Origin of the sequence: Priestia megaterium (assembly GCF_041941685.1) — a bacterium.
Lineage (GTDB): Bacteria > Bacillota > Bacilli > Bacillales > Bacillaceae_H > Priestia > Priestia megaterium_C.
Genome location: NZ_CP130959.1, coordinates 146,505 through 158,080 on the forward strand (window position 1 = coordinate 146,505; position 11,576 = coordinate 158,080).

11 protein-coding genes and 1 pseudogene are annotated in these 11,576 nt (G+C 35.4%); 5 read left to right on the forward strand and 7 right to left on the reverse strand.

The window, feature by feature from the left end:
- Positions 1–392 precede the first annotated feature (392 nt).
- Both map and Q5794_RS27855 read right to left on the reverse strand, forming a co-directional pair.
- Positions 393–1,139, reverse strand: a pseudogene (gene map, locus Q5794_RS27850) (type I methionyl aminopeptidase).
- A 501-nt stretch (positions 1,140–1,640) separates the two neighbouring features.
- A complete protein-coding gene (locus tag Q5794_RS27855) occupies positions 1,641–1,883 on the reverse strand; it encodes a hypothetical protein (protein WP_182527981.1) in 243 nt (80 codons plus the stop codon).
- 229 nt (positions 1,884–2,112) lie between these two features.
- On the opposite strand from Q5794_RS27855, the gene Q5794_RS27860 reads away from it, so the two are divergent.
- From Q5794_RS27860 to Q5794_RS27870, 3 genes are all read left to right on the forward strand, one after another.
- Positions 2,113–2,820 (forward strand): IS6 family transposase, encoded by a 708-nt coding sequence (locus tag Q5794_RS27860; RefSeq protein ID WP_374989273.1) that lies wholly within the window; start codon positions 2,113–2,115, stop codon positions 2,818–2,820.
- 86 nt (positions 2,821–2,906) lie between these two features.
- Positions 2,907–3,305, forward strand: coding sequence for a sugar phosphate isomerase/epimerase family protein (locus Q5794_RS27865; protein WP_374989274.1), 399 nt, complete (start codon positions 2,907–2,909; stop codon positions 3,303–3,305).
- A 57-nt stretch (positions 3,306–3,362) separates the two neighbouring features.
- Entirely contained in the window at positions 3,363–4,793 is a 1,431-nt protein-coding gene (locus Q5794_RS27870; protein WP_374989275.1) for a sugar porter family MFS transporter, read from the forward strand.
- Between the two features lie 1,194 nt (positions 4,794–5,987).
- Here Q5794_RS27870 and Q5794_RS27875 read toward each other — a convergent pair.
- Positions 5,988–6,368 carry a DoxX family protein gene (locus tag Q5794_RS27875; protein ID WP_374989276.1) on the reverse strand — a complete coding sequence of 127 codons (381 nt, stop codon included), beginning with the start codon at positions 6,366–6,368 and terminating at the stop codon, positions 5,988–5,990.
- Between the two features lie 321 nt (positions 6,369–6,689).
- On the opposite strand from Q5794_RS27875, the gene Q5794_RS27880 reads away from it, so the two are divergent.
- Positions 6,690–6,803, forward strand: a complete 114-nt coding sequence (locus tag Q5794_RS27880) for a hypothetical protein (RefSeq protein WP_013059980.1) — start codon at positions 6,690–6,692, stop codon at positions 6,801–6,803.
- 84 nt (positions 6,804–6,887) lie between these two features.
- Complete coding sequence (locus Q5794_RS27885; RefSeq protein WP_074897728.1) at positions 6,888–7,118, forward strand: cold-shock protein; 231 nt, start codon at positions 6,888–6,890, stop codon at positions 7,116–7,118.
- Positions 7,119–7,478: 360 nt separating this feature from the next.
- Here Q5794_RS27885 and Q5794_RS27890 read toward each other — a convergent pair whose 3' ends face one another.
- The 4 genes from Q5794_RS27890 to Q5794_RS27905 all read right to left on the reverse strand — a co-directional run bounded on the left by Q5794_RS27890 (position 7,479) and on the right by Q5794_RS27905 (position 11,552).
- Complete coding sequence (locus Q5794_RS27890) at positions 7,479–7,901, reverse strand: carboxymuconolactone decarboxylase family protein (protein WP_374989277.1); 423 nt, start codon at positions 7,899–7,901, stop codon at positions 7,479–7,481.
- A gap of 678 nt (positions 7,902–8,579) precedes the next feature.
- Positions 8,580–9,002 (reverse strand): MerR family transcriptional regulator, encoded by a 423-nt coding sequence (locus Q5794_RS27895; protein ID WP_214989356.1) that lies wholly within the window; start codon positions 9,000–9,002, stop codon positions 8,580–8,582.
- 181 nt (positions 9,003–9,183) lie between these two features.
- Positions 9,184–9,927 (reverse strand): SDR family oxidoreductase, encoded by a 744-nt coding sequence (locus Q5794_RS27900; protein ID WP_214989357.1) that lies wholly within the window; start codon positions 9,925–9,927, stop codon positions 9,184–9,186.
- Between the two features lie 458 nt (positions 9,928–10,385).
- On the reverse strand, positions 10,386–11,552 hold the full coding sequence (locus Q5794_RS27905; protein WP_214989358.1) for an MFS transporter: 1,167 nt from the start codon (positions 11,550–11,552) through the stop codon (positions 10,386–10,388).
- Between the last annotated feature and the right edge of the window lie 24 nt (positions 11,553–11,576).

Here is an 11,576-nt window from a genome sequence, read left to right on the forward strand (position 1 = left end):
CCTATTAAGTAGGTTCTCTTTCATTAACATTTGATTACATTCCTTTTAATAAGATTAGATTATGACCATCGCTTTCACATACTACATGGTTAAATCATTTTATTTGTGATATTTGTTATCGGCTTTTAAAAGAATATGGGATTAATTCACAAATAGTGATTAACATGGAAGAAACAAAGGAGCAAGAAATTGATCTTGATAAAGTTTACGACTATGCTGAATTTTCGGATAAATTTTTATCAAGATCTAAATCGAAGAAAGCCATAGAAAATAAAGGTAGATACATATTGCACATGACTAATATGTATCTACCTTTTAATTTTCGCTCAATAAACGCGCCCGTTTGATGAACTGCCTTCAATACCTATGGGCTTAACATCTGAAAACAATATCTAAGCTATCGTTGTAATTATCGGTTGATCCCTTGTAATAATTATTGTGTGCTCATGTTGTGCACAAAGACTATTATCGAGGACACATAAAGTCCAACCGTCCGGACTTCCAACTGTATACTCTGCTCCAGTTGATAAAAAAGGCTCAACGGTAATAACCATACCTTCTTTCAACACCCGTTTATCATGCTTGTCATAAATAGGTAAAATATTTTCAGGTGTCTCATGCAAAGATCTTCCAATTCCATGACTGCACAGATTTGTAATTACCTTGTAACCACCTTTTTGGGCTTCATTTTGAATAATTCTTCCAATTTAATTCAATCTCACCCCATGTTTAAGTGAAGAAATAACTCTCATCATGGTAGCGTGTGTGTATTGACAGAGACGCGTTATAGAAGGGTTATATAAAGGCATCTGAAAGGAATGACCTGAATCGGCAAAGTAACCATTTAACTCCGCGGAGACATCAATATTTATTAGGTCACCTTCTTTAATCTTCCGATTCCCCGGTATACCGTGGGCAACTTCATGGTTAATACTAATACATGTGTTCCCAGGGAAATTATAAGTTATCTTTGGTGCAGAAGTTGCGCCATATCTTCTTAAAAAACGTCCCCCGATTTCATCCAATTCTTTGGTCGTCATTCCAGCACGTGTCTGGTTTTTCATTTCACTTATTGTTAAAGCAATGATCTTGCCGATTTCCTTAAGCCCTTCAATATCTTCCTTACCTTCAACTGTCATATACGAACCCTCCAATTTTCTTGATGTTCTTATTTTACCAAAGGTAATGTTTCCGGTCCTCCATAAACTGGCCTGATTGCTTAATACCCATTATTACAAAATTAGAAAATTCCTACCCCTCACCTCCTAAATCAAATTAACGTTCGGTCTGAAGACTTTACTACGCCTCCTGCTATAGGCTACAACCTCCATTTGTAACAAACTTATGTTCCTTTATAATATATACATATTAACCATAATAACCTCTTATTAGTTTAGTCCATTTAATAAGGTCAGTGGTAGAGGCAACAACTGCAATTCATCTTACTTCAAAAGTTCGGTAAAGGGTGGCGTATTCTTACGTGAATGTCGAGAATGAGGGATGAAGAAGAGTATCTAAACATAGATGATATAGAAAAAGAGAAGGTTAAAAACCCTCTCTTTTTTTAGTTTAACTGTGTTTTAACCATCTTTAATTAGAAAAACATCTTACTCTCTAGGTATTTTTTCTAATTTATCATGTTATAACTTTTCTCTTACCATAGAAATTTCATCAATTAAATCTTTTATTAATCGTCCCAATCCTGCTAATTGCTCATCTTTGCGATTATAATCATCCATTTTCATAGATAGTTCCAAAATACGGCAAGTCTCTTCAACTGTCAAACCATGATCTCTTGCAAGAGTTTTTACTGTATCAAGAAATTTAACAGCATCATTATCAAAATAATCTTTTCGAGATGTTTGATTAAATAATGTTCCCATTCTCTCTCTCCTCAAAAATTCAAGTTTTATATTAGTGAATTTTACAAATGAATGAGCGCCACCTTTGCAACTAGCACAGACTGAGAGATTATAATTATTGCAAAGGTGTATTTTTAAACTTGAGATATACAATTTACGGTTCTGGTGCAAAAACTTCAAGATAATTGCAATGAATCTCTAAATCTTGGACATACTGATACTATCAGTCTAAAAAGGGTGTGTGATCGGTATGGAAAAAGAAGGTTTGTTCAAATGGAAGCATTATCAGCCTGATATTATTTTACTAACGGTGAGATGGTACCTACGGTACAACCTAAGTTTTCGTGATTTGGTGGAAATGATGGAGGAGCGAGGCTTATCTATCGCTCACACGACCATTATGCGTTGGGTTCATCAATATGGACCTGAATTAGATGAAAGAGTACGACATCACCTTAAGATAACAAATGACTCCTGGAGAGTTGATGAAACGTATATCAAGGTAAAAGGGCAATGGATGTATTTATATCGTGCGGTCGATTCAGAAGGGAATACCATTGATTTTTATCTAAGTAAATCAAGAGACAAACAAGCAGCCAAGCGCTTTTTCAAGAAAGCCTTGGCTGCTTCTCATATTTGTAAACCGCGTGTTATAACAGTGGACAAAAACCCAGCCTATCCTGTGGCGATTCAAGAGTTAAAAGAAGAGAAACATATGCCTCAAGGCATACAAATAAGGCAAGTTCGATATCTCAATAATATCGTGGAACAAGATCACCGTTTCATTAAGAAACGTGTGCGTTCTATGTTGGGATTTAAGTCATATGAAACGGCTACTTCTATATTGAGTGGCATTGAAGTGATGCATATGGTGAAAAAAGGACAACTTCACCGACAGGTGAAGTCTGCCCAAAATGAAGTTGAATTCATACATAAGTTGTTTGGAATTTCATCATAATCTGGAATGGAACAGACTATGTAGGTTCTATGTCTCTATCAAATGGTTTTCGCACCAGAACCAAATTACGAAACCATGTAGGAGACATGATTGGACTGAACTTTGACCCTAGTCATCTCATTTGGATGGGAGGGGATCCTATTGTAACTTTAAGAACTTTAGGATCAGCTATATATCATGTTCATGCCAAAGATACACGTATTGAAAGAGGCATCGTTGAATCCCAGGGAGTGCTGGATACAAAAAACATTGATGAATTTTCCACGCGTTCATGGAATTACGTTGCACTAGGTCATGGTCATGAAGTGGGCTGGTGGAAGGAATTCTTCTCAGTTCTCAGCATGGTTGGTTATGATGGATCGGTAAGTCTAGAAATGGAAGATTTGACAATGAATACACTCACTGCCTTGAGAAAGTCAACCCATGTATTAAAGGAAGCTTTGCCTAAAGATTTTGATGAAAAAAGATATGTTACGTCTTATTGAAAAAGATTTTACTCGTTTTCCCTTATTAAAGATTAATAAACGTAGAGGGGTATAAAAATGAATAAACAGGTTAATCAAAATCACCTTTCATTTCTGAGTACGATTGTTTTAATATCGACATTTGGCGGCCTTCTTTTTGGTTATGATACAGGAGTTATCAATGGGGCTTTGCCTTATATGTCAGACGATTTTAATCTAAATTCATTTACAGAAGGTCTCATCACCAGTGTTCTTCTTCTGGGTGCTGCGATAGGCGCTGTGTTTGGTGGTCGTCTATCGGATGGTATAGGACGACGTAAAAGTATCTTTTTCCTTGCCGTTTTATTCTTTATCTCTACTATAGGTTGTACCCTTTCACCGAATATAACTATGATGATCATCTCTCGATTTTTACTAGGTATAGCTGTAGGTGGAGCATCCGTAACCGTTCCAACATTTCTAGCTGAAATGTCGCCCTCTGATAGAAGGGGGCGGATGGTTACTCGTAATGAGTTAATGATAGTAGGTGGACAATTCTTGGCCTTTGTCTTCAATGCTATCCTTGGTAATCTAGTTGGTCACATTGGGGTTTGGCGCTACATGTTATCAATCGCAGCTATTCCAGCTATAGTTTTATTCTTTGGTATGATGAAAGTACCAGAAAGTCCTCGTTGGCTCGTAAAAAAAGGGAAAAATAAAGAGGCGTTACGTGTTCTCCGCAAGATACGTACAGAGGAACAAGCACAGATTGAACTTCAAGAAATTGAAAACGCTTTATCGAGGGAGGTTGAATTAAACGAGGCATCCTTTAAGGATCTTGCCGTACCATGGATGCGTCGAATTGTATTTATTGGAATCGCTATTGCCTTTGTTACTCAGGCTACTGGTGTTAATTCGATTATGTACTATGGAACGGAAATTCTCCGACAGGCAGGCTTTGCAACATCCGCAGCACTAATTGGAAATATTGCAAACGGTGTCATTTCAGTATTAGCCACTATCGTCGGAATTTGGCTTCTTGGTAAGGTCGGACGTCGACCTATGATGTTAACAGGCTTAACAGGTACAACTGTGACTTTGCTACTCATTGGAATACTTTCGTTTGTAGTTGGAACATCTACTGTACTTCCATATGTAATGCTAGCACTAACAGTCACATTTCTTGCCTTTATGCAAGGAGCGATTGGACCGGTATTATGGGTTTCACTATCAGAAATCTTTCCATTACGCCTAAGAGGATTCGGTATGGGGATCAGTGTGTTTTTTCTTTGGATGACGAACTTTATTATAGGGTTATTATTCCCTGTCATGTTGGATAAAATGGGCTTGTCAGTAACGTTTTTTATCTTTGCAGTGATAGGGTGTGTATCTATATTCTTAATGGCGAAATTCTTGCCTGAAACTAAAGGCCGTACACTTGAAGAAATCGAAATTTCTTTCCGTACCTATTATGATAAAAGAGAAGGTAAATATGTTGGCTCCAATCAGTCAGGAGCTCAAATAAAATAAATCTAGAAATGTATGTTAGTACTACGCCTATGACAATTTTCTAAGAGTCGATCTAGAGCTAATCTCCCTGTATAATCATGAATACAAAAGGATGCCGTAAAATTCTACACAGTAAAGAGAATGCTTACGTTTTTCTGTTGTTAGAAATAATATTTTATTCTGTGAAAATCTACCTCACTGAAACTTCGAGGTAGATTCTTTATTTATTGTGAAAAAATTAATACTATGAGCAAATGCACTGTATGTTTACTTAACACCCTTATATATGCCGGTGTTAAAGTATATATTATATATTTTTTTCTAGTTAAGTCGGGTAAGCGAGGGGCATCACTGCCCCTAACTCCCCTGAGAACCGTACGTGAGCCTTTCAACTCATACGGCTCAAGCCTCCCATTGCAGGTCCATTTGCTGTCGTATCCTCATCACACACCATATCGGTAAGTAAAACGTACGCCGACGCTCCAAATGGAGGTATACATAACAGTACGTTTCTTTCGTCAGAAGATAGCCACAACCTTATGTTCCTACGAGAGACCAACGAGAAGTCAGCTCCCTTTCGGGCCTATCATGGGCTTGTCCGTAAGGACGATAGTATCCATCCAGTTATACAGTTTCCTGCTTTCCTGTTCTCTTTCGAGGTAATGGCATTTGCTTTCTCTCGTATCCTTTACCCTCTGCCACATTGTTTGACTTTGCAGTCATCCTACTGTTTACACAGATGACAAAGGGCTTACCAAGTTCCGCATCTTATAGATACGACGAGGTTAGGTGGGTTCTTTACTCCGGGCAAGATACGGGACGCGTCACAGCAGCTTTATGAATCTGCTTTTCCTCTTGCCAATACCCAAGCAAAGCTGTGCACTATCCTGAGCTAACACTTACGAAGCTTACAAACCTTCACTAATGTTCACCATACTCATCTTCCCCTAGCAGTGTTCCGAGTCGTGCACTGACTCTCTGTTTCCGCATTTCCGCATGCAACCCACGAGCCCGTTACCAGGCCCGCAGTTTTGGACGGGGATAGTTTTTGCGTCTAAACCAGTGGCGTGAGCCACACTATATAAAAGCGACTTCTTGTCGCACCATAAAACCTATTATAAGAACCAAAAGCCCTTAGAATTAATAATTCTAAGAGCTTTTGATGTATGTGAGTTTGAAAACCAAGAATGTTTAAATATCTATTTGTATAATTACTTATCCTTCTTTAATTATTGATTTCTGTTTTAAAATTGCTTGATTTCTTATAAATACAATAATACTTAAAATAAGAACTACTAAAGGCATTAGAGCCATTAATCCTTGTCCTGCATTAAAAAGAGTGAATATTGCACCTATCATGATTAGCCCTAATCCTCCAGAAGCAGCTACTGCAAGTTTTGGCTTCCAATAACCAATAAATAATCCAAGTGCACCCAAGACTTCAAGAATACCAATAGTATACATAAATCCTAGTGAAAAATTGTAGACCTTTGTAAATTCCTGTACCACCGTATTATTACCTGTTAATTTCATAATTCCAGATAATAAAAAGTCCATAACTAATAGTCCCTGGATAATTCTTGTAAACCACTTCATAACAGACACCTCCTATAATATTCTTTGTTAAAGTTTCTTTGAAAATATATGCTAGATGATTTGTATGTATGTTGCAGACGTTTTTTATTTAAATAAGGAACTTCATCGATAGTCATAAAACCTAAGTAGTAATTGTTTATATGAATAATACCTAATAATTTGAGCAAACTACTCAAGATACTCCAAGGTATCCTTTACTAACCCTTTTGATAAAACAGAAAAAACTACCTTACATCCATAGGGTAGTTTTTTTCGTTTTTACGCTGTATACGATATACAAAGTTAGTTTCCATAATGTTTTTTATCGGAGGATGGACTGGTATGGGAGTAGGAGCAATTAGTTTTACTGCTTTTATCTCATCACTTATCTCCCTAATAATCATATCTGTAGTGGAAGCTTTAAAAGGAAAAGGTAATAAGAATATTCACCAATAAAGCATGTATATAATATACAAATTCAGTTAACATAATCACCATTATCGAAACAAAAAATACTGATACCTTAGGAGGAAGATTTATATGGCAGAAAGACAAGTTGGAACAGTTAAGTGGTTCAATGATGAGAAAGGATTTGGCTTTATTACACCAGAAAATGGACCTGATCTTTTTGTCCATTTTACAGCTATTGAACGGACTAAAGGGACTGAAGGGGTTGTTATTAAAAGCTTAAAAGAAGGGCAAAAGGTTACTTTTGTAGTAGTGAATGGCCAAAGAGGTATGCAAGCAGAAATGGTACGGGTCCTAGGCTAATATCCTAAGGGAATTATTACACAGTAAAAAGTGTATATCACATGCAAAGAATATAAACCCTAGTTAACGTAATTACCGTTATAGGAACTACAAAGACCTTATTGATATCAATAAGGTCTTTAATATTTGTACTTTTTACTTATCTATTACTTTTTAAATTTAAGGCTTTTACAGTTTCTCTTACTGTATTGCTTAATATGTATTTTGGTTGAAATCCTGAACCTATAATCTTTTTAATAAAAATATTATCTATGAACCTAAACACATCAAGAATTACAGTCCTTATTTATAAATAAGTAAGGCTTTAATAATTTCGTAGAAATAATCTTTCCATGTTAATGAACCTTTGTTTTTTTTCATTTATCTAATCTTATTCTCAGCTTCCAAAGATAACATAGAACCAAAGTATTGTGAGGCTGTAGTAAAACAAATAAAAGCACATAACTCACTAATTTCACGCTCATTAAATGTTTCCTTCAGTACTTTGAAAATAGAATTTTCTATCTGTCCCTTTTGTTTTAAAAATACTTCTGCAAAGCCTACAGCAATGGCAGTTTTCTCATCAAAAAGCTCATGTTCAGGTTTTCCCTTAGCTTTGCAATATTCACAACCATTCTGTTGTGCCAAAGTTCTTCTAACTTGTTCTTTCAAGTTAAAGGTAAGACTCCCCTCACCTTCTAATTTAGTTCCTAAATCGTTCCATGCCTCCATAATAGATGGATTATATCCTAATAATTGTTGAAATGGCGTATCTCCGATAGAAGAAAAAGAAATATTTGGCATGTTTTCACCATCCTTTCTTTTTTATTATAAAATTTAAAAACCCTATTTACCTTGACGTATGAATAGTTATTTAATTATAAACTTTACAAATGAATTTAAAAAAAATGTATATTGTGCCATATGAAATACTAATTAAAATTGATGGTAAAATAACGCAATTAACATAATGTCTCTTCAAGGAACCAAGCAAAAAAATGAACCCATGCAGGACAAGGGTTCGGAGTAGGATGACTTTTATGGGATATGCAGCTTTTTATACATCTTTGACATACCAACGCTTTAGTAGGAGACGAACGAGAAAAAAATGTATAAAAAGAGCATGTTTTATACATATGCTCAAGGTTGTCCTATATTGCCTTATTTATAAATTTGTTGTAGAATTTTTCAGCCTTTTTTATGAATTGAAGCTTACAAATTCCCTAAAAGCTATCCGTCCTGCAACGATGGGGTAGCTTTCTTTTTTTGTTAAAGAGATTAACCACCTTCAGGGTGATTTTTTAGCCTTGAGGCTAATGTTTTTCTAACGAAAAAAATATAAAAAGACCCTTGTGATTCGAACAGCGAATTGCTATTTAAATAGAGTGAGAAGAGATAATTAGAAGAATGTCGTAATATCAATATTTATAACGAAGTAACAATTTCTTCAGAAGAATAAAAGTAGAAAAACTCTCATTTTAATCAATATTTCCACTCTGAATTCAGTCGATTCTCAATACTTCCTTCTCTAGGACAAACTTTACTATTGCCTATTTCATTACTATACCAATTAATTTTATGGTCAATCATTGCTTGATAAGACGTCAATTGATTTATTTTTGACTGTATATATTCATTTTGTTTTTTAAGCATTGATATGCGTTGATCAATTGTTTCATTCCCCTGCATTACGAGGGTCACAAATTCCTTTAGATCAGCAATAGTCATACCCGTAGCCCGAAAACAGCAAATATATTTAAGCCATTCAATATCTTTAGTTTCATAAATACGTCTGCCACTTTCATTTCGCTTAATAATCGGAGTAATACCTTCTTTTTCATAATAACGCAAAGTATGAATTGATAAGCCTGTTTGGTCTGATACTTGACTAATCGTGTAGCTCATAGTTAATACCTCCTGTCTCTTTATTATTTATTCCATCATTATCTGAAAGGTACGATCGGTTTAAACTGGTTGGCTTGTTCAAGTTTTTAAATCAGTATTGAGTTAATTAACTATTAAATTTCTTGCAATTAAAGGCCCACTTACAAAAAAAGTGAGCCACAAATATCAATATCTTTTTTTATTATAGTTCTTGTTTAGTTGGTCTTACAATTATTTCATTGACAGCTATATTATCTGGTTGAGAAATTGCATATAAAATCGAATTAGCGATAGCCTCTGCAGGAAGTCCAAATTCCATAATTTGTTCTTCAATACCTTTTTTAATTTCTTGATTAGAAATGCAATTGACCAATTCTGTATCCACTGCCCCAGGTGAAATAATTGTTGTACGAACATTATTTTCTACTTCTTCTTGTCGCAGCCCTTCAGTAATAGCCCTTACAGCAAATTTCGTACCCGAATAGACAGCACTTGACGGAAAAGCTATGTGTCCTGCAACAGAAGAAACATTAATAATATGCCCTTGTTTTTTTCTTCTCATATAGGGGAGAACCGCAGCAATCCCATAAAGGACACCTTTAATATTTACATCAATCATTTGTTCCCATTCTGTCACTCTTTTTTCATGTAAATAAGAAAGTGGCATGAAACCAGCATTGTTAATTAGGACATCAATTTGACCAAAGTTATCTAGGGTAAAACTTGCAAGCTCTTCTAACTGTTGTTGAGAAGTAACGTCTGTTACTTTATATTCGACTGTACCACCCTGATTTTCAATTTCTGACTTGATTTTTCGTAATTGGTCCTCACGTCTTGCAGATAGTACAACTTTAGCTCCTTTATTAGCAAGTACTTTAGCAGTTGCTTCACCGATTCCACTTGAAGCTCCAGTTAAAATAACTACCTTCTCTTCAACATTTAACATTACTGATCAACCCTTTCTATTCTTAAGATGTTTCTCAGTATAATACCTAGAGTGCGCTCTAGCACAAGAGCTTTATAAAAAATTCTTTTCTGCTTAAAAGCAAAATATTCCGCCTTTAGTCGACTTAACTAGTCTTCAGGATTTTTGTTTTTTTAACGAGAAAAAATATAAAAAGACTTTTGCAATTCTAAGAACGAATTGTTATTGAATCTAACTATGCATGGTTCGCCTATGGTGAGGTCTGTCCATTATAAACAGTCCTAAAAGTTACACCCTTTTATACGATAGGAAAACTAATGACAAAACGTCTATTTATCCTCTAAACTAGACGTTATTGTACGTATAAAAAGTAATAAACTTTTTTATGCGTTATGTCATATACTTAGACTATGTATAGGATATGAAATTCTAGTTACAGTATTTAATAATAAAACAAAAAGACCTCCTTATAAGGTCTCTTATCTGCTAATAAAAGTTGATTTTCCCTTTAACTCTTGTCTTTTTTGGATGCTAATTATAAAACTTAAAACGGCAGCAATACTACAAGCATATGGAAGAGTAGGATATCCCCAATTTGATATCACGTAACCGCCAAGCATTGACCCGAGGGTAATACCAATATATAGAGCCGTATTGTTCCATGCCATTACAATTCCCCGTTCTAAAGGATATTCAACAGCTAATCGAGCTTGATAAGATGTGAATCCTGCATATCCAACTAAAGCCCATATAAACATAAAGAAATACAACCAATCACCGGATGAGAAAAATACGCCTAGGCAAAGGAGTATTAGAATCAATACAATCAATGTATTGATAGATATTTTTCTTTCCCCAAACTTATCAGTTAATTGTCCACTTGAAAGGCTTCCTAAAACCGCACCAATACCATAAAAGGCAACAGCTAGTGCAATTTCTGCCGATGAAAATCCATTATTAAAGTGTAGAGCTGCACCTAAATAAACATACAGGGTGTACATTGAAATGGCCCAAATGGCAGTAACACTTACGGAACCAAGTATTCTCATTAGATTTCCTTTTAATAAATTTGTTGTTAATTCATTACTAGGAACAGACTTCCATGCTTTAAAATTTACAAACATCAATATAACTCCTAGTGTGGCCATTACAATAAATACAGAACGCCAACCTAGAAAGTGTTCCAATAATGTACCGAGTGGTGTTCCAGCCCAAAGGGCTGTTAAATGACCAGAAACAACGATTGAAAGCCATGTTCCCCTTCGACTAGGTGGTGCGATATCTCCAATGATAGCGTATATTAAAGGGGTAATGGATGCTACTGAAAACCCAGCTAAAATACGGCTAACAATCAACCAAAAAAAGGATGGGGCACAGGCCGTTAGAATATTGGAAGCAGCAAACAGTAATAACCCCAATGTAATCAAAGATCTTCTGCCTTTTTTGTCTGAGAGCCACCCAAAGAATGGAGCTGAAAAAGCATACGTAATTGCAAAGACAGTTACCATCCATCCAGCCGTCGCTGAACTAATTTTATATTCTTGAGAAATAAATGGTAATAATGGGGATACAACAAATAAATCAGTTCCCATTAAGAATAAGGTAATCCATCCAATACTTAAGCTTAATCTTCCTTGTCTTTTCATTACATTCCTCCTACAACGTTATAT

What these genes read in the sequence shown, in the direction of transcription:
- Q5794_RS27855 (WP_182527981.1), bottom strand. Translation starts at nt 1,883, where the DNA reads ATGGGAACATTATTTAATCAAACATCTCGAAAAGATTATTTTGATAAT.
- Q5794_RS27860 (WP_374989273.1), top strand. Translation starts at nt 2,113, where the DNA reads ATGGAAAAAGAAGGTTTGTTCAAATGGAAGCATTATCAGCCTGATATT.
- Q5794_RS27865 (WP_374989274.1), top strand. Translation starts at nt 2,907, where the DNA reads ATGATTGGACTGAACTTTGACCCTAGTCATCTCATTTGGATGGGAGGG.
- Q5794_RS27870 (WP_374989275.1), top strand. Translation starts at nt 3,363, where the DNA reads ATGAATAAACAGGTTAATCAAAATCACCTTTCATTTCTGAGTACGATT.
- Q5794_RS27875 (WP_374989276.1), bottom strand. Translation starts at nt 6,368, where the DNA reads ATGAAGTGGTTTACAAGAATTATCCAGGGACTATTAGTTATGGACTTT.
- Q5794_RS27880 (WP_013059980.1), top strand. Translation starts at nt 6,690, where the DNA reads ATGGGAGTAGGAGCAATTAGTTTTACTGCTTTTATCTCATCACTTATC.
- Q5794_RS27885 (WP_074897728.1), top strand. Translation starts at nt 6,888, where the DNA reads ATGGCAGAAAGACAAGTTGGAACAGTTAAGTGGTTCAATGATGAGAAA.
- Q5794_RS27890 (WP_374989277.1), bottom strand. Translation starts at nt 7,901, where the DNA reads ATGCCAAATATTTCTTTTTCTTCTATCGGAGATACGCCATTTCAACAA.
- Q5794_RS27895 (WP_214989356.1), bottom strand. Translation starts at nt 9,002, where the DNA reads ATGAGCTACACGATTAGTCAAGTATCAGACCAAACAGGCTTATCAATT.
- Q5794_RS27900 (WP_214989357.1), bottom strand. Translation starts at nt 9,927, where the DNA reads ATGTTAAATGTTGAAGAGAAGGTAGTTATTTTAACTGGAGCTTCAAGT.
- Q5794_RS27905 (WP_214989358.1), bottom strand. Translation starts at nt 11,552, where the DNA reads ATGAAAAGACAAGGAAGATTAAGCTTAAGTATTGGATGGATTACCTTA.